The organism is Caulobacter sp. 1776, from assembly GCF_040545685.1.
Taxonomy (GTDB): domain Bacteria; phylum Pseudomonadota; class Alphaproteobacteria; order Caulobacterales; family Caulobacteraceae; genus Caulobacter.
This window is the reverse complement of the sequence record NZ_JBEPMI010000001.1, coordinates 25,344-51,282: the sequence shown is the minus strand read 5'-3', so window position 1 is coordinate 51,282 and position 25,939 is coordinate 25,344. Positions and strand designations below refer to the sequence as shown.

Here is a 25,939-nt window from a genome sequence, read left to right as displayed (position 1 = left end):
TCGCTGATAATCAAGAACGAAAAGACCCCGGGAGCGACCATGACCAAGCCGTACCAGCACGCGCCGGATCCGCCGTGGATCTTCCGCACCTATGCCGGGCACTCGACGGCCGAGAAGTCGAACGCGCTCTATCGGGCCAATCTCGCCAGGGGCCAGACGGGCCTGTCGGTGGCCTTCGACCTGCCGACCCAGACCGGCTACGATCCCGACCACATCCTGGCGCGCGGCGAGGTCGGCAAGGTCGGGGTGCCGATCAGCCATCTGGGCGACATGCGCCAGCTGTTCAGCGAGATCCCGCTGGACCGGATGAACACCTCGATGACCATCAACGCCCCGGCCGCCTGGCTGCTGGCGATGTACGTGGCCCTGGCCGACGAGCAGGGGGCCGATCGGGCGCTGCTGCAGGGCACGACGCAGAATGATCTGATCAAGGAGTATCTGTCGCGCGGCACCTACATCTTTCCGCCGGGCCCCAGCCTGCGGCTGATCGGCGACATGATCGCCTGGTGCTATCGCGAGGTTCCGAAGTGGAATCCGATGAACGTCTGCAGCTACCACCTGCAGGAGGCCGGGGCGACGCCGGAGCAGGAGCTGGCCTTCGCCCTGGCCACCGCCATCTCGGTGCTGGACACCGTCAAGGCCGGCGGCCAAGTGCCCGACGAGGACTTCGAGATCGTCGCCTCGCGGATCAGCTTCTTCGTCAACGCCGGCGTGCGGTTCGTGACCGAGCTGTGCAAGATGCGGTCGTTCACCAAGCTGTGGGACCAGATCCTGCTGGAGCGCTACGGCGTCCAGGACCCGAAGGCGCGGCGCTTCCGCTACGGGGTGCAGGTCAATTCGCTGGGCCTGACCGAGCCGCAGCCCGAGAACAACGTCTACCGCATCCTGATCGAGGCCCTGGCCGTGACGCTCAGCAAGGACGCCCGCTGCCGGGCCCTGCAGCTGCCGGCTTGGAACGAGGCCCTGGGCCTGCCGCGCCCGTGGGACCAGCAGTGGTCGCTGCGGCTGCAACAGGTGCTGGCGTACGAGACCGACCTGCTGGAATACGAGGATCTGTTCGACGGCTCCCACGTGGTCGAGGCCAAGGTCGCCGAGCTGTCGAAGGGGGCGCTGGAGCAGCTGGCCCTGATCGACGCGATGGGCGGGGCGTCGAGCGCCATCGACTACATGAAGACCGAGCTGGTCGCTTCCAACGCCAAGCGGGTGCGCTCGGTCGAGACCGGCGAGATGACCGTGGTCGGGGTCAATCGCTGGACCGACAGCGAAGCCTCTCCGCTCACGGCGACTGGGGCGGCCGGCGAAAGCTCGATCGAGACGGTCGACCCGCGCCTCGAGGCCGACGTCATCGCCCGCATCAAGGCTTGGCGCGCGGGGCGCGACGCCGGAGCGGTCGAGGCCGCCCTGGCCGACCTCAAGGCCGCCGCCCGCGACGGCCGCAACGTGATGGAGCCCTCGATCGTCGCGGCCAAGGCCGGGGTCACGACCGGCGAATGGGCCGGGGCGCTGCGCGAGGTGTTCGGCGAATATCGCGGCCCGACCGGCGTGGCGGTGGTCGTCTCCACGGGCGAGGCCGAGGATGTCGAGGCGGTGAAGCGCGAGGTCGAGCGGGTCTCGCGCGTGCTGGGCCGCACGCTCACCTACCTGGTCGGCAAGCCGGGCCTGGACGGCCACTCCAACGGCGCCGAGCAGATCGCCACCCGCGCCCGCGCCTGCGGCATGGAGGTGGTCTATGACGGCATCCGCTCGACGCCGGACGAGATCGTCCGCCGCGCCAAGGAAAGCCGCGCCCACGTGGTCGGTCTGTCGATCCTGTCGGGCTCGCACCTGGACCTGGTGCAGGAGGTGATCCGGGTGATGCGCGCCGAGGGGCTCGAGCACATCCCCGTGGTGGCCGGCGGCATCATCCCGCCCGAGGACGCCCTGATCCTGAAACAGATGGGCGTGGCGCGGATCTACACGCCCAAGGACTTCAAGATCACGGAGATCATGGGCGACGTCGTCAAGCTGGTCGAGGCGACGGCGCTGGAGCGGGCTTGAGCCGGCGAAGACCTGTCATCCCGGCCAAGCGCGAAGCGCGCCGAGCCGGGACCGCCGGAAGCTCGGAGCCTGCGGCGGTCCCGGGTCTTCCCCCGGCTTTCGCCGGGGTTCGCCCGGGATGACAGCCTCTAGGCATTCCGCCCCAGCCGCCACGCCGCCCAGAAGCCCACCACCGCCAGCGGCGTGAAGGCCGCGAACAGGATCAGGCCGTTGGTCGGCGCCAGGCTCAGGTCGATCCCGTGGCTGAAGCCGAGGACATTGGCCATCGCCCCCGCCCCGGCCGAGCCCGCCGCGCCGCCAATCAGCTGGGCGGTCGGCACGGCCGAGGAGGCCATGGCCTGCTCGTCGCTGGGCGCGCCGGCGATCGTGCGGCGGGCGATGAAGGCGTGGGCCAGGCCGAAGCCGCAGCCCAGCACGGCGAAGGCCAGGGCGATCTCGATCAAGCTCCCGCGCGCCACGGCCCAGGCGCTGGCCAGGGCGCCCAGCAGGATCACGCCCGCCCCAAGGCGCACCAGGCGGCCGTCCTTCTCGGCCGGGGTGTGGCCGAACACCATGGCGCACAAGGTCCAGCCGGCCGCGATCGCGCCGGTGACATAGCCGGCCGTCAACGGCGAGGCGTGGTGGCGGGCCTGGATGAAGGCGGGGCCATAGACCGTGAAGCCGATCACCGCCGCCTCGCAGGCGAAGATCGTCAACAGGCCCAGGCCCGTGGCGGTGCGCAGGTCGGCGGCGGACTTGGGCAGCAGCCGGTCGTGGGTGCGGGTGTTGGCGGCCAGCATGGCGGCCATGCCGGCGATCCCGCCGACCGCCAGGGCCATGGCCCAGAGCGGCGAGGCCACGACCCCGGCCCCGCCGATCAGGCTGACGCCGACGACCAGCAGGACCAGCTGCAAGGTCGGGATGCGGCCCTTGCCCGCGTCCCGCTGGCTGGCCGGCAGCATGACCAGCACCGCGCCGACGAAGATCACCGCCTGGATCACGAACATCCAGAACGCCCCGCGCCAGAAGCCGGCGGCGGCGAACAGGCCGCCCAGCAGCGGGCCCAGCAGGGTCGCCGCGCCCCACACGCCCGCCACCGCGCCATAGACGCGCGGCCATAGGCTCTCGGGGAACAGGGCGGTGATGGCCACGTAGCAGAGGGCGACCACGGCCCCGGCCCCCAGGCCCTGGATCAGCCGGCCCAGGATGAAGGTGACGAACTCCGGCGCCAGGGCGCTCATCGCGCAGCCGATCGCGTAGACGAGGCCGGTCAGGGCGGTGGCGGTGCGCAGGCCCAGGGCCAGGGACAGCTTGCCCGAACAGGCGCCGGCGACGATCGAGCCGGTCAGATAGGCCGCGACCGACCAGCCGAAATACTGATAGCCGCCGATCTCGCGGGCGACGCTGGGCATGATGGTGGCCGTCACCAGGGTGTCGGCGGCGTTCAGCCAGATGCCCAGGCACAGCAGGGCGAAGCGGGGCGCCAGGGCCTTGTCGACGAGGCGCGTGGGGGTGGCGGGCGAGGTCATGCGGGGCACATGGCGCTTTTCGACGCCATAGCCAAGCCTTCAGGCGCGGCGACGGTTGAACCCGTCGCCATGGTCGTGCTTGGGTGCGGCGTTAACCTTTGCTTCCGTAAGGCGCTTCCCCGCTCTCATGCGCTACCGCGTTCCGCACAATCCGCGCATCGAGCACGAGGTCCGTCATCGGGCCCGGCTGGCCCGCTATGCGGGTCTGGTGATCCTGTGGCTGATCGTGCTGCTGATGGCCTTCGTGGCCGAGCGCAAGATCCCCGATCAGCACCTGCCGTGGAAGCCGCTCAGCGTCGTCGATCCGGTGGGCCTGGCGACAAGGGTCAAGGCGGCGCGGGCGGGGGCGGACCCCAAGCTGTGTCGCGGGATCATGAGCCGCGCCGGCGTGGTCTATGCCGAGGTCCCGGACCGCACCGAGGGCGAGCTCTGCAAGATGCGGGACGCCGTGCGGCTGGAGACCGGTCTCGCCCGGTTCGAGCCGGCCGACGCGCCCCTGGCCTGCAAGGAGGCCCTGGCCCTGACGATCTGGGAGCGCCAGGTGGTGCAGCCGGCCGCCGACGAACTGCTGGGCCAGGGCGTCGTGGCCTTCCAGCACTACGGCAGCTACGCCTGCCGGCGGATGTACGGCCTGCAGGAAGGGCCGATCAGCCAGCACGCCAGCGCCGACGCCATCGACATCGCCGCCTTCAAGCTGACCGACGGCCAGGTGATCAGCGTGGCGGCGGACTGGACCGATCCGGGCCCGCGCGGCCAGTTCCTGCGGCGGGTGCGCGACGGCGCCTGCCGGGTGTTCCTGACCACGCTGAGCCCGGACTACAACGCCGAGCACCACGACCACTTCCACCTCGACATGAGCGGGTGGAACAAGTGCGGGTAGCCGGAAAAACCTGTCATCCCGGCCGAAGCGCAGCGAAGAGCCGGGACCGCGACAAGCTCGGAGCTCCCGGCGGTCCCGGCTCGGCGCGCTTCGCGCTTGGCCGGGATGACAGTTTTTAGAGCGTCGCCGCCAGCTCGGCCAGCTGGTCGGCCACGATGCCCCAGCCGACGTGGAAGCCCATCTGCTCGTGGGCCTCGCGATCGGCGACGGTCCAGTGACGGGCCACGGCCTTGTAGCGGGTCTTGCCGCCGCCCAGGTCCTCGAACGTGACGATGGCGACCATGAAGGGTTTTTCCGAAGGCTGCCAGGTCTCGGTGAAGGCGTCGGTGAAGACGAGCTTCTGGTTCTGCACGACTTCCAGATAGACGCCCCGCTGCGGCATGCGCTCGCCGTTCGGGCCGTTCATGACCATGTAGCTGTTGCCGCCGGCGCGGATGTCCATGCGCACGTCCGAGACGGTCCACGGCTTGGGGCAGAACCACTGCGGCATCAGTTCCGGCGTGGTCCAGCACTTGTAGAGCTTGTCGGCGGGCACATCGATGATGCGCTCCAGGACCAGTTCGCGATCAGCCGGGAAGTTGGCGGTGTCGAGGGGCATGGGATTTTCTCCTGTTGGATTGAACCTTCGCCCCAAGGACGGAGGTGATCCAGCGCTCCCGACACGGCCCGCGAAAATTTTTCGAACAGCGGTTCGCGACACCCTCGGGCGCTTGACCCAATCCTTTCCCCGCCGCACTGTGGCGGCAATTCAAACAAACGTTTGGGGCGCCCGCCATGAACCTCTTCGACCTGTCCGGCAAGGTGGCCATCATCACCGGGTCCTCGCGCGGCATCGGCAAGGCGATCGCCGAGCGGATGGCCGAGCACGGGGCCAAGGTGGTGATCTCGTCGCGCAAGCTGGAGCCCTGCGAAGAGGTCGCCTCGGCCCTGAACGCCAGGCACGGCGCGGGGACGGCCATCGCGGTCGCGGCCAACATCGCCTCCAAGGATGACCTCCAGGCCCTGGTCGACGAGACCCGCAAGGCCTTCGGCCGGGTCGACGTCTGCGTCTGCAACGCCGCCAGCAATCCCTATTACGGCCCGCTGGCCGGGATCAGCGACGACCAGTTCCGCAAGATCCTGGACAACAACATCATCAGCAATCACTGGCTGATCTCGATGGTCGCGCCCGAGATGCAGGCCCGCAAGGACGGGTCGATCATCATCGTCAGCTCGATCGGCGGCCTGCGCGGCAACGCCGTGATCGGGGCCTACAACATCTCCAAGGCCGCCGACTTCCAGCTGGCGCGCAACCTCGCGCACGAGTTCGGACCCGACAATGTGCGGGTCAACTGCATCGCGCCCGGCCTGATCAAGACCGACTTCGCCAAGGCCCTGTGGGACAATCCCGAGACCCTGAAGCGCTCGACCGTCGGCGTGCCGCTGCGCCGGATCGGCGAGCCGGACGAAATCGCCGGCGCGGCCGTCTATCTGGCCTCGAAGGCCGGCAGCTTCATGACGGGACAAGCCCTGGTGGTGGACGGGGGCGCGACGATCTGAACCGCAACCGCGGCGGTAGGCTTAACCCGTCCTACATCTGTCGTCGCGAAGGCTGGCCGCAGTTTGCAGGGAACCCAGTTGCGGCGGCTTTTCACCTTTTTCGTGCTGATCGGGTTCCTGACGGCCAGCGCCGCCTGGGCCCAATCCGGCATGCCGCTCGGCAAGCGGCTTGAGCAGTTGAGCCAGGAGATCGGCGCCCACGAGCTGCGCAATCCGCCGCGCGACAATGTCGACATCGAGCGGGCCGGCAAGCGGGCGCTGCGCGAGCGGGGCCAGTCGCGGCTCTATGGCCTGTGGCGGGTGCTGTACGCCTATAAGAGCAACCAGATCCCTGGACGGTTCGAGGCCTGGGCGACCCAGGCCCGCGAGGCGGCCCGGCGCGACCACGACCCGGCGCTGGCGGCCCTGGCGGACCTTGAGGCGACGGCCTACCGCCACGAAACCCATGGCTATCGCGCCTTCACCGACGCTGACTGGCGCCGCTTCATGGAGCAGTCCGGCCCCGACATCCGGCGGATGGCCGGCATAGAGCGCGTGCGGCACCTGGGCCAGGTCGGGCGCTGGGCGCAGGCCGCGCGCCTGGCCGCCGACCTGACCACCGATCTGGAGAAGCGCGGGCGCATCGCCCAGCCGCTGCTGGCCGAGCTGCACCAGGTGCACAGCTACACCCTGTCCGACATCGGCGACAAGGAAGGCGCCCTGGACCACATGGCGCAGGCCGCGCGCCTCGACGAGCGCGACGCCTTCTATGTCCGCAAGATCGAGCGGATCTACGACATCGCCTACACGGCCGCCGAGTTGGGCGAGCTGGACGCCGCCGAGCGCTTCGCGGCCCTGCACCACCACATGACCACGACCGACGGCGACAAGGATCTGCGGACCTGGGACCGCTTCCTGTGCGCCCGCATCGCGGCCCGTCGCGAGACGCCGGCCCGCGTGCTGGCCTGCCTGGAGCCCGCCGCCGCCGATCTGGCCCATCCCGTCGGCCGCTTGCAGGTGCTGATGCTGGCCCAACGGGCCCTGGCGCACGCTCAGTTGGGGCAGGCGGCCGCGGCCCGCGCCGACCTGGAGCGGCTGAAGGCTGTTCCCGAGGCCCTGGCCCCGCGCGATCCGCACGCCGAGGCCCTGATCGACGCCTATATCGACCAGGCCGAGGGCCGCGGCGCCGAGGCCTTCCGCAAGCTGGACGCCTGGCGCAAGACCGACAGCGTCGAGGCCGAGCGCGCCCACCAGCGCAGCGTGGCCGAGATGTCCTCGGCCCTCGACAGCGAACTGCGGGCCAAACGCGACGAAAGCCGCCGCCTGACCGAGGAGGTGCGGCTGTCGCGCAGCCTGGCGCGGGCCTCGGTGGTCATCGCCGTGCTGCTGGGCATACTGGTCGCCGGCGGCGTCGCCTGGGCCGTCCATCAGCGCCGCGCCTCCCGCCGCCTGAAGAAGGCCCAGCAGCGCGCCGAGGCCGCCAGCCAGGCCAAGTCCTCGTTCCTGGCGGTGATGAGCCACGAGCTGCGCACGCCGCTGAACGGCATGCTGGGCCTGGCCCAGGCCCTCCGCGCCGGTCCGGTCACGCCCGAGCAGCGCGAGCAGGTCGACCTGATCATGGACAGCGGCGACACCCTGCTGGTGCTGCTGAACGACATCCTGGACCTGTCCAAGATCGAGGCCGGCAAGCTGGAGATAGCCCCGACGGTCGGCGACATCGTCCAGACCTGCGCCCGCCTGGTCGGCGGCTACCAGCCCACGGCCCGCGAGAAGGGCGTGGATCTGGCGTTCAAGCTGGAAAGCTCGCCGCCGGGCCTGCTGATGTTCGACGGCGTGCGCGTGCGCCAATGTCTGACCAACCTCGTCTCCAACGCCCTGAAGTTCACGACCCACGGCAAGGTCCAGGTGAGCCTGGCCTGCTATCCGATGGACGCCAGTCCTCAAGATGGGGGCAAAATGCGCGTGCGGCTGCGCGTGTCCGACACCGGCATCGGCATGAACGACGCCACGGTCGCCAAGCTGTTCAGCCCGTTCACCCAGGCCGACGCCTCGACCACCCGCAACTTCGGCGGCACGGGCCTGGGCCTCAACATCACCCGCCGCCTGGTCGAGATGATGCGCGGCGAGATCTCGGTCGAGAGCGAAGAGGGGCGCGGCTCGATCTTCACCATCGAGATGATGGTCGATCCGGCCGAGCCGTCGGACATCCCGGTCTGGGAGGACGACGCGAACGAGGACGAGGGCGGCGGCTTCGTCGCCCTGCAGGGCCGCCGCGTGCTGGTGGTCGACGACCATCCGGTCAATCGCCGGGTCATCCGCCTGTTCCTCGAGCCGTTCGCCTGCGAGCTGGTCGAGGCCGAGAACGGCCAGCAGGCCCTGGACGCCCTGGCGGCCCAGCCGATGGACATCGTGCTGATGGACGTCAACATGCCGGTGATGGACGGGCTGGAGGCCACCCGCCGCCTGCGCCGCGACCCGCGTTTCGCCCGCCTGCCGGTCATCGCCCTGACCGCCGACGTGATGTCGGCCCAGATCAAGACCTGCCTGGAAGCCGGCTGCGACGCCCACGTCGCCAAGCCGATCGACCTGCGCAACCTGCTCTCGGCCATGGACCGCTGCCTGGCCCGCGGCGCGGCGCGTGAACTGGCGGCGGGGTTCGGGGCGCTGTAGGGGCGGCCTGACGCCCCTCCGTCTCGTCGCGTATTCGCGCCGATCCACCTCCCCCGTTTCTCGGGGGAGGATAAGCGGCTTCCTCCTCACCCGCTTGCGGGGGAGGTGGCGCGCTGCGGATACGCAGCGTGACGGAGGGGGCGCTAGGCCATCGCCACCCGCGCCGCCGCCAGCCTCTCCACCGCCTCGTCCAACGTCGCGTCGGCCTTGGCGAAGCACAGCCTGACCACGGTCCGCACCGGATCCTCGGCGAAGAACGCCGAGACCGGGATCGCCGCGACGCCGAACTCGGCGACGCAGCGCTCACAGAACGTGACGTCGTCGACGCCGATCCCGGACGCCGCCAGGTCGACGTTCAGAAAGTAGGTCCCCTGGCTCTCCAGCACGACATAGCCCGCCGCCCGCAGGCCGGCGGTCAGCCGGTCGCGGGAGCGCTGGAGCTCGGTCGGCATCTCGTCGAACCAGGCGCGGTGGTTTTCCAGCCCCCAGGCCACGCCGGCTTGCAGGTTGGGCGGGGTGGTGAAGGTCAGGAACTGGTGGGCCGCCGCCAGCGCCTTGGTCAGGGGCGGGGCGGCGATCAGGAACCCGACCTTCCAGCCGGTCATGCCGAACAGCTTGCCGGCCGAGCCGATCTTGACGGTCCGCTCGCGCATGCCGGGGACGCCGATCAGCGGCCGATGGCGGCGGCCGTCGAAGACCACGGCCTCCCAGACCTCGTCGCAGACGGCGATCGCGTCGTGCCGGACGCAGAACTCGGCCAGCAGGGCCAGATCCTCCTCCGGCGTGACGACGGCGGCCGGGTTCAGGGGGCTGTTCAGCACCACCATCCGGGTCCTGTCGCTGAACGCCGCCGCCAGCATCGCCCGGTCGAAGCGCCAATGCGGCGGGGTGAGCCGGACCAGTTTGGGGATCCCGCCCGCGCGGCGCACCAGCGGTAGGTAGGCGTCGTACAGCGGCTGGAACAGCACCACTTCGTCGCCCGGCGAGATCAGCGACAGGAAGGCCGCCGCCAGGGCCTCGGTGGCGCCGGAGGTGATGGTGACCTCGGTGTCGGGGTCCAGCGCCAGGCCTTGTGTCCGGCCATAGTGACCCGCCACGGCGGCGCGCAGCTCGGGTAGGCCGCGCATCGGCGGATATTGGTTGGAGCCCTCGATCAGCGCCCGCGCGGCGGCTTCGCGCACCGGCAGGGGTCCCTGGTCGTCGGGAAAGCCTTGGCCGAGGTTGATCGCGCCGTGCTGACGGGCCAGGCCGCTCATGCGCTCGAAGATCGTGGTCGGCAGGTTGTCGAAGACGGGATGGACCATGGGCTCGGCGTAGCACGGCGTGGGCGGTCTAGGCAGGGCCGGCGCATTTTCATAGCCTGGCTTCAACGCGCTATCGGGAGACGAATCGCATGCACGGCGTCGGCTTTATCGGAGCCATCATCATCGGGATCTTCGCCGGCTGGATCGCCGAGAAGGTCATGAACCGCGATCACGGGTTCTGGATGAACCTGATCGTCGGCCTGGTCGGCTCGCTGCTGGGCGCGTTCCTGGCCGGGATGCTGGGCATCCACTTCTGGGGCTGGATCGGCAGCCTGGTCATCTCCAGCCTGGGGGCGATCCTGCTGCTGTGGCTGCTGGGGCTGTTGAAGAAGTAGGAAAGCTCAGTTCAAAAAGGTGTCATCCCGGCCGTAGCGCGCAGCGCGAAGAGCCGGGACCCAGGGGCGGCGCGCGCGGCGTTCCTTCACCCCCTGGGTCCCGGATCGGCCCTTCGGGCCGTCCGGGATGACACGTATTTTTGCGTTAGGACCTAGTACCCGACCGCTTCTTCCGCCCCATCATCCTCGACCCCGCGCCGCATCCGCCGCGCCAGGTTGGAGACCAGGAAGCTCGGAATATCGCCCACCGGCATCGGGCGGCCGTACAGGAAGCCCTGGAAGGTGTCGCAGCGCATGTCGGCCAGCAGGCGGGCCTGGGCGGCGGTCTCGACGCCCTCGGCCGTGACCTCCAGGTTCAGGGTCTGGCCCAAGAGGGCGATGGTGCGCAGGATGTCGGCGATCGCCGAATTGTCCTGCATCTCGGCCACGAACGAGCGGTCGATCTTGATCTTGTCGAACGGGAACCGCCACAGATAGGCCAGGCTGGAATAGCCGGTGCCGAAGTCGTCCATGGCGATCTTGACGCCCAGGGCCTTCAGGGCGGCCAGCTGCTCCAGGGTCTTGACGCTGTCGTGCAGCAGGAGACCCTCGGTGATCTCCAGTTCCAGGCGTTCCGGCGCCAGGCCCGAGGCGTTCAGCGCGGCCTTGACCTGGGCCACCAGCTCGCCCGAGGCGAACTGGTTGGGCGACAGGTTCACGGCGACGGTCAGGTGCGAGGGCCAGGTCGCCGCCGTGCGGCAGGCCTCGTACAGCACCCACTCGCCGATGGCGCCGATCAGGCCCCATTGCTCGGCGCACTCGATGAAGTCGGACGGCGGCACCAGGCCGCGACGCGGATGCTGCCAGCGCAGCAGGGCCTCGAAGCCGGTGGTTTCGTTCTCGTGGGCGCCGATCAGCGGCTGGAAGAACAGTTTCAGTTCCGCCTTGGCCAGGGCGTCGCGCAGATCGAGCTCCAGCTCGCGGCGCTCCTGGGCCCAGACGTCCATGGCGGTCTCGAAGAACCGATAGGCTCCGCGCCCGTCGCCCTTGGCGCGGTAGAGGGCCAGGTCCGCGTGCTTGAGCAGGCCGTCGGGATCGTCGGCGTCCATCGGCGCCACGGCGATGCCGATGCTGGCGCCGATCAGCACGTTGTGGCCGCGCACGTCATAGGGCCTCGACAGGGCCGCGACGATCGCCTGGGCCAGGGCGCCCAGGGCCTCGTGACCGGGCGACGGCGCGATCACCACGGCGAACTCGTCGCCGCCGAGGCGGGCCACGAAGCCCCCATGGCCCATGTGCTCGGCCACGCAGTCGCGCAGGCGGGCCGAGGCCTGGATCAAGAGGTCGTCGCCGATCGGGTGGCCCAGGCTGTCGTTGACGCCCTTGAAGTGGTCGAGGTCCAGGCACAGCACCGCGCAGCCGGCGCCGGTTCCGCTGTGGCTCTTGGGCCGGCCGTGCTCGGTCCACGCCTTGCCCAGGGCCTGCAGGAACGACAGACGGTTGGGCAGCTGGGTCAGGACGTCGTAGTGGGCCAGGCGCGAGATGCGGGCCTGGTCCTCGCGGGCCTGGGTGATGTCGGCGCCGACGCCGCGGAAACCGATGAAGTCGCCGTCCAGGTCGTGCACCGGCTTGGCCGACAGCGACCACCAGTGGGTTTCTTGGCAGTGGACGGTCTCGCCGACGCCGATCGAGACGACGACGTCGCGGAACGCGCGCTGCTCGGCGAACAGGGCGGAGAGGGCGGCGACCGGGCCGGCGGGCGCCTCGGCCGCGCCGCACAGGTCCGACATCGGCCGGCCGATCAGGGCCTCCTTGTCGGCGCCGGCCGCGGCGGCCATGCGGTCGGAGACGTAGGTCATGCGGCCGGCGGCGTCGACTTCCCACAGCCAGTCGCTGGCGCCTTCCTCGAAGTCGCTGAGCAGCAGGCTGACGACCTGCTTCTGCTTTTCCAGCTCCTCGGCGGCGACCAGGCGGTCGGCGAAGATCTTGGCGTGCGACAGGCACGAGACGCTGACCACCATGTGGCAGAAGATCAGAAGCCCTCCCAGGGCGTAGAGGATCGGATCGTTGCTGGTGGCCAGCACGTAGAGCGAGCCCAGGACCATCGGGGTCGAATAGGCGATGGCGGCGGCCGGCAGGGTCAGCATGGCGAAGCCGCCGCAGCCGATCATGCCGGCGATCACCGAGGCGACCAGCATCGGCATGGCGCCGGCGAAACCCTGCGCCTTGGGCATGGTCAGGATGGGCAGCGCGCCCCACAGCACGCCCAGCAGGCCCGCCTGCCAGGTCATGCGGCGCACGCCGCGCGCCGAGACGGTGCTCTTGCCGCTCTTGCGGCGCTGGGCGGCGACCCAGCCGCGCAGGCCCAGCAGGCCATAGCTGACGACGAGGGCGGCCCAGATCGTCAGGGCGACGGTGTGCGGGCTGTTCAGGCCGGCCAGGCCGACCAGCAGGGCGATGACGATGTTGGCGCCCATCATCACCGGCGTCATGCGCAGGATGCTCTGCACCTGCTCGAACCGCACCCGGCCGGCCATGGCCTCGGGCAGGTCCGGCAGCACGCGGTCGAGCAGGGCGGTCAAGCCGCGTTGGATCAACGTGCTGGCGACGATGCGCACGGCGGCCCTTTACTCTTCCGGAGCGAAATCCCCCGGCGCGACCATCGTCCGCCCGGGTAAATTCACGGTTAAGTCGTGTGGTCGACGAAGAAAGTCGATGTGAAACAGGGGTATTCGCGCGGCGGCTTTCAGTTTTCCCGGCGAAGATTTGCCGCTCCCAACCTGCCTTCCTAGGCCTTGTGCCTAGGGTCCAGCGTTCAGGCGCTTCTGCATTGACGAGGGATCGCGCACGCCGGCCGAGATCTCTTTTCAATGCCGAGCTCGGCCGAACCATGGATCCTCGCCACGAGAGCGAGGAAGACGACCCCTTGCTAGCGGGACCCCCAACGAAAAAGGCCGCCGTCCTTGCGAACGGCGGCCCGATTTTCGACGGTCCGAAAACCCTATTCTTCCTTGACGCGACGCTTGCGGAACGACGGGTTCAGGATCTGCTTGCGCAGGCGGATGTTCTTCGGGGTCACCTCGACCAGCTCGTCTTCCTCGATATAGGCGATGGCCTGTTCGAGGGTCATGCGGCGCGGCGGGGTCAGGCGGATCGACTCGTCCTTGCCCGAGGCGCGGACGTTGGTCAGCTGCTTGGCCTTCATCGGGTTGACGTCGAGGTCGTCCGAACGGGCGTTCTCGCCGATGATCATGCCCAGATAGGTCTTCTCGCCGGCGCCGACGAACATGACGCCACGCTCTTCCAGGTTCCACAGCGCGTAGGCCGCGGTCTCGCCGTCCGAGTTCGAGATCAGCACGCCCTTGCGCTGCTGCTCGATGGGGCCCTTGTAGGGCTCGTAGTGGCTGAACACGCGGTTCAGCACGCCCGAACCGCGCGTGTCGGTCAGGAACTCGCCCTGATAGCCGATCAGCGAGCGCGAGGGGGCGACCAGCTGGAGGCGGGTCTTGCCCGCGCCCGACGGGCCCATGTCCTTCAGCTCGGCCTTCCGCAGCGACAGCTTCTCGATGACGATGCCCGAGAACTCGTCGTCGACGTCGATCATGACGTCTTCCATCGGCTCCAGGCGCTTGCCGGTTTCCGGATCGGTCTGGAACACGACGCGCGGACGGCTGATCGAAACCTCGAAGCCCTCGCGGCGCATGTTCTCGATCAGCACGCCCAGCTGCAGTTCGCCGCGGCCCGACACTTCATAGGCGTCGCCCTCGCTGGTCTCGGTGACCTTGATGGCCACGTTCGATTCGGCTTCCTTCAGCAGGCGGTCGCGGATCACGCGGCTCTGGACCTTGTCGCCTTCGCGGCCGGCCAGCGGGCTGTCGTTGACCGAGACGGTCATCGAGATGGTCGGCGGATCGATCGGCTGGGCCGGCAGGGCCTCGGTCACGTCCAGCGCGCAGAGCGTGTCGGCGACGGTGGCCTTTGACATGCCGGCGATGGCGACGATGTCACCGGCCTCGGCGCCTTCGTCGACCGGTGAGCGCTTCAAGCCGCGGAAGGCCAGCACCTTGGTGATGCGGCCGCGTTCGATTTCCTTGCCGTTGCGGTCCAGGGCCTTGATGGCCATGCCCGGGACGGCCTTGCCGCTCTCGATGCGGCCGGTCAGCAGGCGGCCCAGGAACGGATCGCTTTCGATCAGCACGTTCAGGATCTGGAACGGCTCGTCCTTCTTGGCGATCTGCTTGGGTTCCGGCACGTGGCGGACGATCAGGTCGAACAGCGGGGCCAGGTTGTCGTTGGGGACATTCATGTCCAGCGTCGCCCAGCCGGCGCGGCCCGAGGCGTAGATGTGCGGGAAGTCCAGCTGCTCGTCCGTGGCGCCGATGGCGGCGAACAGGTCGAAGGCGGCGTTGTGGACGCGGTCCGGATCGGCGTGGGCGCGGTCGACCTTGTTGATGCAGAGGATCGGGCGCAGGCCCATCTTCAGCGCCTTGGTCAGCACGAACTTGGTCTGCGGCATGACGCCTTCCTCGGCGTCGACCAGCAGGACGCAGCCGTCCACCATGCCCAGGATGCGCTCGACTTCACCGCCGAAGTCGGCGTGGCCGGGGGTGTCGATGATGTTGATGCGGGTCTCGCCCGCTTCGCCGTTCCACAGCACGCTGGTGCACTTGGCCAGGATGGTGATGCCGCGCTCACGCTCCTGGTCGTTGGAGTCCATCGCCCGTTCGGTCGTGGCTTCGTTGGCGCGGAAGACGCCCGACTGGGCCAGCAGCTGGTCGACGAGGGTGGTCTTGCCATGATCGACGTGCGCGATGATGGCGATATTTCGCATGGACATGGGAACGGACGGACTTTCGGGAGGAATAGGAGATGACGCCACGCGTCAGGCGCGCGGCTTTTACGCGACTGCGCTCGATTTATCCACCCCCACCGCTATGAAACACTTGTCGCAGGAAACCGGTGTCAACGCGAAAGCCTTATCCAGCTTGGGTTTGCGCGATGTTCTCGCCAGAGACCGTTTCAAACGCAACAAATTGTGCATCGCAGCATGCACAAATTTAAGGCAATTTCAAAGAGCGCCGTTCCGTGATCCTTACGCTGTAACGGGTTGCGTAAATCCCCTGTCGAAAAATCGACATTGAAGTTCAACTTTTCACTTGCCTGATTTTGCGCCGCACCCTATAAACAATCCTGTGAGGCGGCGCTGCCGCTTCTGCCCTTCCTGGGCGTTTCCTCCCTAATGAACTGGCCCGGCGGTTTCGCCGGGCTTTTTTTTGGCCGAAGCGGCCGAAAAGCCTCGGAACCGTCTGGCAGGCGAGCCGAACTCGGCTCGGGTAGCGTCACAGGCGACGGCGTTTGACAGCGCCCGGACGATCGGTCCCTCTTCCCGCGCGACGAAAAGCTGACCGGGGGGGCGGGCTTTGAGGCGGGGACGATTGCTATCGATGGCCTTTGTGGCCGTTCTGGGCCTGGCCGGCGCCGAGACGCGGGCGCAAACGCCGCTGCCGCCGCTGCGGATCCTGAAATCACCGTCGGACGACGTGCTGGCCCGGCTGTTTCCCGCCACCGCCCGCCGCGCCGGCGTCGAGGGCGCGGCGACCCTGTCCTGCGTGATCCGCCGCGACGGCACGCTGGGCGACTGCGTCGTGACCGGCGAGAATCCTCAAGGCCTGGGCTTCGGCGGCGCGGCCTTGACGGCCATGACCTACTATCAAGTCAATGTGGACGGCCCCAACGCGGTCCAAGTCTCGCGACGCCTGCCGGGAATCACGATCCGGTTCGCGCTGCCGAGGGGGCAGTAGAATCCCCCTCTCTCTGAGAGAGAGGGAGGGGCCCGTCGCGCAGCGATGGGAGGGTGAGAGGTTACAATCTCGCCGAACGAAGCACGGCCAGGATCTCGTCCGCCGTCCCACCGGGATCGGCCAGCACCCGCTCGTTGCGAAACCTCACGACCTGATATCCGAACAGCTCCAGCACCTCGGTTCGCCGCGCATCACGGTCTTCGCGGCCTTCATGAACTGGTCCGTCCAGCTCCACGATCACCTTCACCGCTTCGCAGACGAAGTCCGCGAAATAGCGATCGATCGGCTCCTGACGCAGGAACCTGAACCCGCCGAGGCGACGGCTGCGGACGAGGTTTCACAGCACCTTCTCCGCCAAGGTCTGATTCTGGCGTAGGCGACGGGCGTTGGCGATCGGATCCATGGTAGGAGCTTGAGCTTCGCCGCCGAGGATGTTCAACCGAAGGAATCGGAATTTTCCGGCCGGTGGTGAAACCTCTCACCCTCCCGCGCCTTCGGCGCGGGCCCCTCCCTCTCTCTCAGAGAGAGGGATTTCGTCTCCCTACCGCAACTCCCCCACATCCAGCCCCGCCAGCGCCCGGGTCAGCGTCTCGGCGTCGGCCGTCAGGCGCGCCAGGCCTTCGGTCGGTTCGCGCGTCGTCTCGTTCATGTAGAGCGCGCGGTTGATCTCGATCTGCAGGGCGTGGGTGCGCTTGGCCGGGCGGCCGTAGTGCTCGGTGGTGTAGCCGCCGGCATAGGGGGCGTTGCGGGTGACGCGGTAGCCCAGGGCTTCCAGCTCGCGCTCGACCAGGCCGGTCAGCTTGGGCGAGCAGGCCGCGCCGAAGCGGTCGCCCAGCACGATGTCGCACGGCCCGCCGCCCTTGGCCCGCTGGCCGCGCGCGGCGGCGGCCGGCATCGAGTGCCAGTCGATCAGGATCGCGACCCCGTGCGCGGCCCGCGCCGCGGCCAGCTGGCGGTCCAGGGCGTCGTGATAGGGGCGGTGGGCCAGCTCGACCCGGTCCCTGGCCTCGGCGAAGGTCAGCTTGCGGGCGTAGATCGGCCGGCCTTCGCCGGCGATGCGGGGGATCGTCCCCAGCCCGGCCGCCACCCGAGCCGTGCGGCCGCGGGCGTATTCGGGCAGGTCGCCGTCGAACATCGAAGGATCCAGCTCCCACGGCTCGCGGTTGAGATCGAGGTAGGCGCGAGCGAAGCGGGCCCGGATCACCCCGGCCCCCAGCGCCGGCGCGCCGGCCACGATTCGGTCGACGAAGGCGTCCTCCGAGGCGCGCAGGGTCTCGACCGGCAGGCGGGCCGCCGCGATCATCTCCTCGGGATAGACGCCGCCGGAATGGGGCGAGGCGAACACCAGGGCCGTCGGCGGCGGGGCTCCGGCCGGGGCGGCGCGCAGCACCTCGAACGCCGGACCGCTGAGCGTCTCCAGCGGCGCGGTGGGCCCGTCATGGGCCAGGGGGTCGGTCGGAAAAGGCCGCCAAGCGCTCATGCGTCATCATCGAAGCCCGCCGCCGCCGGGTCAAACGGCAATGCGTGGCGGCGAACCCACGGATCCTATTCGTCCACAGGACGCGACATTTAGGTTCATCCCCGATTTACGGACAACGCGCTAAGGTGGCTCCTCGATCGAAGACTTTCCTTCCGGACACGTGACCTCATGGCCCGCATCCTCCTCGCCGAAGACGATGATTCCCTCCGCGGCTTCCTGGCCCGGGCGCTGGAACGCGCCGGCTTCGAAGTTCAGGCCTGCGCGGATGGCGAGGAAGCCGTCCAGCACCTCGAACATCCCTGGGATCTGCTGCTGACCGACATCGTCATGCCGGGTATGGACGGCATCGAGGTGGCCCGCCAGGCCGCCGCCCGCGATCCGTCCCTGCGCATCATGTTCATCACCGGTTTCGCCGCCGTCGCCCTCTCGGCCCAGGACCGCGCGCCGGCCGGCGCCAAGGTGCTGTCCAAGCCCGTCCACCTGCGCGACCTGGTCGCCGAGGTGGAAAAAATGATGGCCGCCTAAAAAGATTTTGCAGGCGGCTTGCGCACCGGCCAAGCCGCCGCTATACCCCCACACCTTCCCGGCCGGGACGCCTTACCAAGGCGCTTCGGACCGCCTCGGCGGACGCGTAGCTCAGCGGGAGAGCACTACGTTGACATCGTAGGGGTCACAGGTTCAATCCCTGTCGCGTCCACCATTTCCCCATAAGCTTATAGCTAGCCGCCACATCGGCGCGCTCGTCGATTCTGGCCTGCGGACGCGGGACAACCAGCCGACCGCTGGGCTCCCAGCAGCCGGCCTATCGCCTTTCTCTAAACGAATCTCCGCGAGCTGGTTAGAACCGCACGCTCTGGGCCCGTCCGTCGTACTGGACGGTCCGATCGCTTGCCTTGGCTCCGCCCATCACCATGATCTTCAGCGTCCGCTGCTTGATCATGCCGGGGAAGGTCCCGCGCCGGGCGCCGATCGTCAGGGTGCGCCGCGCGTCGTTCCAGATGAGGTCGTAGCGCGTCGACTGGCCCTTCTCGTAGGCGTAGGTCTCGTTGTCGTCCTCATAGAGCGTGAACTTGCCGTCCGCGCCCGGATAGACGCGGACCTCGTAGGGCGCGTCGGGGTGTTCGGTCGCGTACTGCAGGGCCGGGCCCATCGGCAGGATCGCCCCGGCCCGGACATACAGCGGCACGATGTCGAGCGGCGTCTGGCGCGCGACGGTCTGGCCGCCGGCGTGGCGCTGGTTGTTCCAAAAGTCGTACCAGTCCGCGCCCTTGGGCAGGTAGGTGCGCATCGTCAGGTCGCGCGGCGCGCTCAGCGCGGCGGCGTCGCGTTTCAGCTCGGCGGGCGTGCGCCAGACGAAGCGGAACACCCGGCCGCCTTCCGGATGGGAGAATTCCAGCCGGACCGGCAGCTTTTCGCCGGCCTTCAGCGTGCGTCGCACCACGCGCGTGCGGGTCGCCGCGCGGCGCCACTCGTCGATCACCGTCTCGCCGCCCAGCGCCAGGCGCATGCCGTCGTTGGCCGTCAGCCCGATCTCGTATTCGCCGTCCTCCGGCGCGACCAGGTCGCCCTCCCAGCGCACGGAGAAGTGGCTGAGCGACGTCAGGCCGGGCGGAAGCTCCGCCAACGGAGGATCGGGCCAGGTGTGGTCGATCCTGGTGTCGACGGCCTGACCGCGCGGCGTCTCGAAATTCTCGCCGGCGAAATACTGGGCGGTCAGGCCGGGCTTGCCGTCCGCGGTCCGCAGGTGCTGGCCGGGCACCGTCGTCGCCGAGGACGGGAGGATGTTGTACATCGCGTGGGTCACGGGATGGACCAGCAGCGACGAGCCGAACATGAAGCTGTCGTTGATGTTGTAGGTCGCCGGATCCTTGGGGAAGTCCATCGGCAGGGCGCGCATCAGGGTGTAGCGGTCGGCCGTGACCTTGGCGCTGAGGCTGTAGGTGTAGGGCAGCAGCCGGTACCGCAGCTTGGTGGCGTCCAGCATCGTCTTGTAGACCGGCGGATCCAGGGTCTTGAACAGATAGGGCTCGCGCTCGACGCTAGTGCCGTGGACGCGCATGATCGGGTTGAAGGCCGCGTACTGGAACCAGCGGGCGTAGAGCTCGCGCCAGGCCGGGTTCTTCTCGCCGCCCGGGAAGTCGGAGACGAAGAAGCCGCCGGTGTCCTGGGTCCAGTAGGGATTGCCGGTGATCGTGACGTTGACGCCGCCGGCCACCTGCTGGGCGAAGGTCTTCCAGCTGGCGTAGATGTCGCCCGACCACGACGCGGCCGCCGTGCGCTGGGCGCCGGCCCAGGCCGAGCGCGTCAGGGTGAAGACCCGCTTGTCGCTGGTCGCGCGCTGGCCCTTGTAGGTCCCCTCGGTCGTCAGCAGGGAGTAGGGGTTCAGGTAGCGGGTGAAGTCGCCCATGGCGTTGGCGCCCAGCGCCTTGGTGTCGCGGATGTTGTCGGCCGCGTTCCACATCGCCGAGTTGACCTCGACCTCGGTGCCGTCCATCCACAGCGCGTCCACGCCCTTGTCGAGCAGGCCGGACTTGATGTGCTTGAAATAGATCTCGCGGCCCAAGGGGCTGTAGGCGTCGTAGACGCGCGCGTGCTTGGAGATCCAATGCACGGGCTTGAAGCGCAGATTGTGCTGATCCAGCTCGTGGGCCAGCGCGGTGTCGTCGCCGATCGAGGGCCAGATCGAGACCATCAGCTTCATGTGCAGGTCGTGGATCGCGCGGGTCATGCCGACCGGGTCGGGGAACCGCTCGGGATCCCAGGTCATGCCCGACCACGAGCCGTCCTTGTCGCTGCCCCAGTACTGCCAGTCCTGGACGATGTAATCGAGCGGGAAGCCGTCCTGGCGGAAGGTCCTGGCGACCTCTAGCAACCGCTCCTGGGTCTTGTAGCGCTCCTTGCTCATGAACAGGCCGAAGGCCTGCTTGGGATACATCGGCGCGTCGCCGGTCAGCCAGCGATAGGCGCCGACGACGCCGTCCATGGTGTCGCCGGCCATGAAGTAGTAGTCGACGCCGCCCGGCGCGCTTTCGGCCCAGAGCCGCGCGCCCTGCGCGTCGTCCTTGAAGCGCATCTGCGAATAGGTGTCCCAGAGCACGCCGTAACGCTCGGTCGAGACCATCACCGGAATGATGATGCCGACATTGGTCTGGACCAGCAGCAGATCCTTGCCCCGGCGGTTGACCTCGTCGTCGCCGGTGAAGCCGAAGCCGTAGAGGCCTTCGTCGGGCTTGAGCGTGAAGCGGTTCTCCACCTCGTAGGTCGGCGCGTCGGAAATGACGCGCTTGTCGATCGACTGGGGCGCGTCGGCCTTCTCGCGCGTCAGCAGCCGACCCGTCGCGTCATAATAGGCTAGGGCGCCGGTATGCTTGTCGATGACGACGCGCAGCTTCTGGCCGACCAGCTCGACCGCGTCCGGGGTTTCCCGCAGCGTGAAGGGGACGGCCTGCGGCTGGCGGATCACGACCAGGCTGGCCTGCGTCCAATAGGACTCGCCGAGATTGGCGTTCACCCGCACCACCGTGGGGGAATAGAACAGCACCGACTTGGTCACGCCGTTCAGCTGGAACTGCACGCCGCTCTGCAGCCGCTGGACATGGAACGCGGCGTCGGGCGCCGGCGCCAGGGCGGACAGCTGGCCCAGCGGGTCCAGGCCCGTGGGCGGCGAGGCCTGCCCGGCGAACGCGGGGGCGCCAGCGAAGAGGGCGATCGCCGCCGCCGTGACCATCCAGCCTGTCTTCATGCCGCACCCGTCCTGCAAGTCGTTGTCGTTAGTGTTCGAAGCGCCAGTAGTCGAAATCGAACATCGCGGCGTCGCCCGAGCCCTTGAACACCAGGAACAGGTCATGCACGCCCGTCGCCGCCGAGACGGCGGTCGTCCGCTCGCGCCATTGCCCCGCCGCGCCGGTCTCGCCGACCGGCAGCGCGCCGATCACCGGGCCGTCGACCCTGTCGAGTCGTAGTTCGATGGCGCCGCCCGGCCGGCCGTTGGCCACGCTGGCGACGAAGGTCCTGGCGCCGGCCTGGCCGAAGTCGACGCCGGCGACCTTGATGTAGCCGCGGTCCTGGATCCGGGTGACGTAGACGCCCGTCCGGTCGTCCTGCGCCGTCGTCACGCCCAGCGCCCAGGCGTAGGGCCGGTCGCGCTCGCGCTTGAGGCGGGAGGTCCAGGCGATCGTCTCGGCCTCCACCCGCCTGTAGGGGTCCAGCGTCCCGATCTGAGGCGCGCTGGCCTTGTCCCACCAGCCAAGGTTCGGAAGGGTCCCGTCGGCGTTGTAGTCGAACTTGGCCACCGACACCGATCGGCGCTCGTGATGGATCGGTGTCAGCGCGAAATTGTGCTCGTAGCTGAAGCCGAAGACGTAGGAACCGCCCTTGTAGTCGATAATTCCGGGATGATTGCCGGTCGCGCGGGGATCGTGGTCCATGATCGGACCCTTGTAGGTCCAAGGGCCCGTCGGCTTGTCGCTCATCGCGTAGCCGATGCCCTCTGGGCAGCAGGTCGAGGCGAACGCCATGTAGTAGCGGCCCGCGCGCTTATAGAACCAAGGCCCTTCCTGATAGTCGCGGATGCCCGGCTCGATCTTGGTCGGGGCGCCGGAATAGGACACCATGTCCTTGTTCAGCTTGACGTACCAAAGGTTCGGATTGCCCCAGTAGAGATAGGCCTGGCCGTCGTCGTCGATCCAGACCGTGGGGTCGATATTGTCCCGCCCGGCTCCGATCAGCGGCTTGCCCAGCGCGTCCTTGAACGGTCCGGCGGGATTGTCGGCCACCGCCACGGCGATGACGTTCTTGGGCGAGCCTTCGACGCTGATCGGGACGTAGAGATAGAACTTGCCGTCGCGGGCCACGACCTGCGGGGCCCAGGCGTCGTTGGTCTGCACCGCCCAGGGAAAGGTCTTCAGCGAGGCCACGACGCCCCGGTCGGTCCAGTTGACCATGTCGGTCGAGCTGTAGAGCCGCCAGTCCAGCATCTTGAAGCCCGTGGCGTCGTCCTCGTCATGGCTGGTGTAGAGATAGACGACGCCGTCATGGACCAGCGGCGCCGGATCGGCGGTGAAGCGGGTCTGGATGATCGGATTTTCGGCCCGCGCTGTGGCGGCGGACAGGCCGAGCGCCAGCGCGGCGAAAGCGGTCAGGAAGGGTCTCAGGAACATCGATGGCGATCCGGACGGGCGTCGGGACGGGCCTTGATGCTCGTTTCTCCCCGCGCGACATGCTTCGTTCTTTTGTCTGAGTAGTGGTAGCGCGACCCGCGCCGAATGCAAAGCGCGTTCGCGGCGACGATGTCCAACGAGATCGTGGTCGATGAATACGCCGGGCAAGGGTTGTCAGGCCCGCGCTGGCGGGTTTATTTGTCGGAGTAAATTCAAGCGTTAGGGACGGAGCGACAGATGGGGCGGAGATGGGTGGCGCTGGCGTTGGCGGCGGCGATGACCATGGGCGGCGCGGCCGCGGCGAACGAGGCGCCCGCCCCCGGCTCCAATCCGATCATCCGCGACAAGTTCACGGCCGATCCGGCCCCCCTCGTGGTCGGCGATAAGCTGTTCCTCTATGTCGGCCACGACGAGGCCCAGCGCGACGAGATGTTCAACATGCGCGAGTGGCTGGTCTACTCGACGACCGACATGAAGACCTGGACGGCCCATCCGCCGATCATGAAGGTCACCGACTTCAAATGGGCCAAGAAGGACGCCTGGGCGTCGCAGGCCATCCAAAAGAACGGCAAGTTCTACTTCTACGCCGCGGTCGAGCACGACAGCACCCATCCGGGCAAGGCGATCGGCGTGGCGGTGTCGGACAAGCCCACCGGTCCGTTCGTCGACGCGCGCGGCTCGGCCCTGATCACCAACGAGATGACCCCCAAGGGAACCCATAGCTGGGAGGACATCGATCCCACGGTGTTCACCGACGACGACGGAACCACCTGGATCGCCTGGGGCAACCGCCAAGCCTATATCGCCAAGCTGAAGCCCAACATGATCGAGATCGATGGTCCGATCACGGAGATCACGCCGCCGCACTTCGAGGAAGGCCCCTGGCTGCACAAGCGCGGCGGGCTCTACTACCTGACCTATGCCTCGCTGGACCGTTCGACCCAGCGCGACGAGCACGTGTCGTATGCGACCGCGCCCTCAATCCAGGGACCGTGGACCTATCGCGGGCTGCTGACCGGCTCGGGCAAGTACAGCTTCACGATCCATCCCGGCATCGTCGCGTTCAAGGGCGACTGGTACATCTTCCTGCACAACGCGGACCTGGCGATCGGCGATCAGAGCGGCGCGATCGGGCGCCGGGCCGTGACGGTCGAGCGCCTCCGCTACAATCCGGACGGCACGATGCAGCCGGTCGTGCAGACCAAGGCGGGCGTGTCGGCGCCGGCCAACTGATCGCGACACGGCGCGAGCGCTTCGCGCCGCCGCCAAGAACAGAAACCATCAGCGCCGATCGGCGCCAACGAACGCACGGGGAAACCATGAGGAAGCTGCTGACCGCGGGGCTGATCGCCACGCTCCTGGGAGCGTCCGTCGCCGCCGCCCAGGGCGACCCTCTGGCGCCGACCGGGCGCTGGACGGCCTATACCGCCGGCCGGGCGGCGACGCCGCCGATGGGGTGGAGCACCTGGAACGCCTTCGCCACCGACATCGACGAGGACAAGATCCTCGGATCGGCCCGGCAGATCGTCGACAGCGGACTGGCGGCCAAGGGCTATCGCTACATCAATATCGACGACGGCTGGGCCTTGAAGCGCCGCATGCCCGACGGCCGCATGATCCTCCGCGCGGACAAGTTCCCGTCCTCGCGCACCGGCGGCGACGCCCCCAGCTTCAAGCCGTTCACCGACAAGCTGCACGCGATGGGGCTGAAGGCCGGCATCTATTCGGACCTGGGCCGCAACACCTGTTCGGAGGCCTATTCGCCGACCGACGACGACCTGCCCAAGGGCACGGTCCTGGAGCGCGAGGTGGGGCTGTACGGGCGCATCGACCAGGACATCGCGCTCTATTTCAAGGACTGGGGCTTCGACTTCATCAAGGTCGACAGCTGCGGCCTGCGCGACTACGGGCCGAAGAGCGAGCGGGTGCGTTCCGGCAAGTTCCGGGCGCTGGGGCCGCTGCTGGATTCGAGCGAGGTGACGCGCACCGACATCGCGGCGATCCAGGACATGTTCCGGCAGATCAACGGCGCGCTGGCCCGGGAAAATCCCGACGGCGACTATCTGCTGTCGCTCTGTGTCTGGGGCGCGGCCAATGTCAGGGCCTGGGGCAAGGACTACGGCGGCATCTCGCGCACCAGCGACGACATCTCGCCGGCCTGGGGTCGGCTGCTGGTCAATTACGACACCACCGTCACCCGGTCGCTGTACGCCCATCCGGGCTCCTGGAACGACCCGGACATGCTGCACATCGGCGCGGGCGACTTCGACGCCGACCACCTGACCGAGGCGCGCTCGCACTTCGCGCTGTGGGCGATGCTGAACGCGCCGCTGATGATCGGGACCGACCTGCGCAAGACGCCCAAGGCGCTGCTCGACGTGTTCGGCAACGCCGACATCATCGCGCTGGACCAGGATCCGGCCGGCAACCAGGCGACCCTGGCCCACGACTCCAGCGACCTGCAGATCCTGGTCAAGACCCTGGCGTCGGGCGACAAGGCCGTGGCGATCTTCAATCGCGGCTCGGGCGACTACGACGTCGACCTGAACGCGACGCATCTGAAGTTCCGCGACGACACGCCCATCGAGCTCGTCGACCTGTGGACCAAGGCGGCGACCACCTTCACCAAGCGGACCAAGCTGCGCGTCAAGCCGCGCGAGACGCTGGTCTTCCGGGCCCACGGCACGCGCGCCCTGCAAGGCGGCTATTATCTCTCCGAGCAACCCGGAAGCGTGAACCCGGCGGTCGACGGCGTCGTGCATCCCACGCCCGATCCGTCGATCTTCCGGACCGCGGCGGGCTGGGGCGGCACCGGCGGCGCGGGCGACCGGCCATCCTATGCCGGCTGGGGCGGCGCGCGGGCCGACAGCGCGCCCTACGGCCAACTGCTTCAGGTCGCGGGCAAGCGGTACACGGCCGGCATCGGCATCCTGGCCAATTCGCGGCTGGAAGTGCGCAACCGTGGCGCGGCGCGCCTGACCGCCCAGGTCGGCGTCGACGACAGCGCCAGCGACAAGACCAGCGACGTGACGTTCCTGGTTTATGGCGACGGCAAGCTTCTGGCGACCAGCAAGCCGGCCAAGTGGGGCGCCGCGCCCCAGGCGCTCTCGGTCCCGGTCGCCGGCGTCAAGCTGATCGAACTGGTGGCGCGCAGCCCGCGCGGCGACAACCAGCGCCTGCCGGTGACCTGGGGCGAGGCGGCGCTGCTGGAGCGCTAGGACGGATCGACATTCAACATTGGCCGTCCTTTACATCCGCTCATCCCCGC

Annotated in this window: 17 protein-coding genes, 1 tRNA gene and 2 pseudogenes; 11 read left to right on the top strand and 9 right to left on the bottom strand. The window is 68.5% G+C overall.

The features are described from left to right. Positions 1–39 precede the first annotated feature (39 nt). Positions 40–2,037, top strand: coding sequence for a methylmalonyl-CoA mutase family protein (locus ABIC66_RS00175; RefSeq protein ID WP_354067204.1), 1,998 nt, complete (start codon positions 40–42; stop codon positions 2,035–2,037). Positions 2,038–2,165: 128 nt separating this feature from the next. On the opposite strand, the gene ABIC66_RS00170 is transcribed toward ABIC66_RS00175, so the two are convergent. Then, a complete protein-coding gene (locus ABIC66_RS00170) occupies positions 2,166–3,545 on the bottom strand; it encodes an MFS transporter (RefSeq protein WP_354067203.1) in 1,380 nt (459 codons plus the stop codon). A gap of 127 nt (positions 3,546–3,672) precedes the next feature. On the opposite strand from ABIC66_RS00170, the gene ABIC66_RS00165 reads away from it, so the two are divergent. Then, a complete protein-coding gene (locus ABIC66_RS00165; protein WP_354067202.1) occupies positions 3,673–4,425 on the top strand; it encodes an extensin-like domain-containing protein in 753 nt (250 codons plus the stop codon). A gap of 115 nt (positions 4,426–4,540) precedes the next feature. Here the strand turns inward: ABIC66_RS00165 and ABIC66_RS00160 are convergent, their stop codons facing one another. Next, positions 4,541–5,023 carry an SRPBCC family protein gene (locus ABIC66_RS00160; RefSeq protein ID WP_354067201.1) on the bottom strand — a complete coding sequence of 161 codons (483 nt, stop codon included), beginning with the start codon at positions 5,021–5,023 and terminating at the stop codon, positions 4,541–4,543. Positions 5,024–5,199: 176 nt separating this feature from the next. Between ABIC66_RS00160 and ABIC66_RS00155 the strand changes: the two genes are divergently transcribed. Continuing rightward, positions 5,200–5,964 (top strand): SDR family oxidoreductase, encoded by a 765-nt coding sequence (locus ABIC66_RS00155; protein WP_354067200.1) that lies wholly within the window; start codon positions 5,200–5,202, stop codon positions 5,962–5,964. A gap of 78 nt (positions 5,965–6,042) precedes the next feature. Beyond that, complete coding sequence (locus tag ABIC66_RS00150) at positions 6,043–8,613, top strand: hybrid sensor histidine kinase/response regulator (protein ID WP_354067199.1); 2,571 nt, start codon at positions 6,043–6,045, stop codon at positions 8,611–8,613. Positions 8,614–8,756: 143 nt separating this feature from the next. Here the strand turns inward: ABIC66_RS00150 and ABIC66_RS00145 are convergent, their stop codons facing one another. Further along, on the bottom strand, positions 8,757–9,917 hold the full coding sequence (locus ABIC66_RS00145; RefSeq protein WP_354067198.1) for an aminotransferase: 1,161 nt from the start codon (positions 9,915–9,917) through the stop codon (positions 8,757–8,759). An 89-nt stretch (positions 9,918–10,006) separates the two neighbouring features. On the opposite strand from ABIC66_RS00145, the gene ABIC66_RS00140 reads away from it, so the two are divergent. Together ABIC66_RS00140 and ABIC66_RS00135 are read left to right on the top strand one after the other, a co-directional pair. Then, entirely contained in the window at positions 10,007–10,252 is a 246-nt protein-coding gene (locus ABIC66_RS00140; protein ID WP_354067197.1) for a GlsB/YeaQ/YmgE family stress response membrane protein, read from the top strand. 20 nt (positions 10,253–10,272) lie between these two features. Beyond that, positions 10,273–10,408: pseudogene (locus tag ABIC66_RS00135) on the top strand (hypothetical protein); the annotation flags it as partial. Here ABIC66_RS00135 and ABIC66_RS00130 read toward each other — a convergent pair. Continuing rightward, complete coding sequence (locus ABIC66_RS00130; RefSeq protein WP_354067196.1) at positions 10,405–12,849, bottom strand: putative bifunctional diguanylate cyclase/phosphodiesterase; 2,445 nt, start codon at positions 12,847–12,849, stop codon at positions 10,405–10,407. The pseudogene ABIC66_RS00135 and the gene ABIC66_RS00130 overlap by 4 nt on opposite strands. A gap of 383 nt (positions 12,850–13,232) precedes the next feature. Next, entirely contained in the window at positions 13,233–15,068 is a 1,836-nt protein-coding gene (gene typA / locus ABIC66_RS00125; RefSeq protein WP_354067195.1) for a translational GTPase TypA, read from the bottom strand. A gap of 607 nt (positions 15,069–15,675) precedes the next feature. Here typA and ABIC66_RS00120 point away from each other — a divergent pair. Continuing rightward, a complete protein-coding gene (locus ABIC66_RS00120; protein WP_502910272.1) occupies positions 15,676–16,032 on the top strand; it encodes an energy transducer TonB in 357 nt (118 codons plus the stop codon). A 61-nt stretch (positions 16,033–16,093) separates the two neighbouring features. Here ABIC66_RS00120 and ABIC66_RS00115 read toward each other — a convergent pair. Continuing rightward, a pseudogene (locus tag ABIC66_RS00115) lies at positions 16,094–16,435 on the bottom strand (endonuclease domain-containing protein). A gap of 138 nt (positions 16,436–16,573) precedes the next feature. Further along, positions 16,574–17,512, bottom strand: a complete 939-nt coding sequence (locus tag ABIC66_RS00110; RefSeq protein WP_354067194.1) for an N-formylglutamate amidohydrolase — start codon at positions 17,510–17,512, stop codon at positions 16,574–16,576. Between the two features lie 168 nt (positions 17,513–17,680). Here ABIC66_RS00110 and cpdR point away from each other — a divergent pair, with 168 nt between their 5' ends. Together cpdR and ABIC66_RS00100 are read left to right on the top strand one after the other, a co-directional pair. Next, a complete protein-coding gene (gene cpdR / locus ABIC66_RS00105; RefSeq protein WP_004616083.1) occupies positions 17,681–18,037 on the top strand; it encodes a cell cycle two-component system response regulator CpdR in 357 nt (118 codons plus the stop codon). A 100-nt stretch (positions 18,038–18,137) separates the two neighbouring features. Continuing rightward, a tRNA-Val gene (locus tag ABIC66_RS00100) sits at positions 18,138–18,212 on the top strand. A 138-nt stretch (positions 18,213–18,350) separates the two neighbouring features. Here the strand turns inward: ABIC66_RS00100 and ABIC66_RS00095 are convergent. Both ABIC66_RS00095 and ABIC66_RS00090 read right to left on the bottom strand, forming a co-directional pair. Continuing rightward, positions 18,351–21,254, bottom strand: a complete 2,904-nt coding sequence (locus ABIC66_RS00095; RefSeq protein WP_354067193.1) for a TIM-barrel domain-containing protein — start codon at positions 21,252–21,254, stop codon at positions 18,351–18,353. Between the two features lie 28 nt (positions 21,255–21,282). After that, positions 21,283–22,671 carry a glycoside hydrolase family 43 protein gene (locus ABIC66_RS00090; RefSeq protein ID WP_354067191.1) on the bottom strand — a complete coding sequence of 463 codons (1,389 nt, stop codon included), beginning with the start codon at positions 22,669–22,671 and terminating at the stop codon, positions 21,283–21,285. Positions 22,672–22,908: 237 nt separating this feature from the next. Here ABIC66_RS00090 and ABIC66_RS00085 point away from each other — a divergent pair, with 237 nt between their 5' ends. Together ABIC66_RS00085 and ABIC66_RS00080 are read left to right on the top strand one after the other, a co-directional pair. After that, on the top strand, positions 22,909–23,904 hold the full coding sequence (locus ABIC66_RS00085) for a glycoside hydrolase family 43 protein (protein WP_354067190.1): 996 nt from the start codon (positions 22,909–22,911) through the stop codon (positions 23,902–23,904). An 86-nt stretch (positions 23,905–23,990) separates the two neighbouring features. Further along, positions 23,991–25,889, top strand: a complete 1,899-nt coding sequence (locus ABIC66_RS00080) for an NPCBM/NEW2 domain-containing protein (RefSeq protein ID WP_354067189.1) — start codon at positions 23,991–23,993, stop codon at positions 25,887–25,889. Positions 25,890–25,939 lie beyond the last annotated feature (50 nt).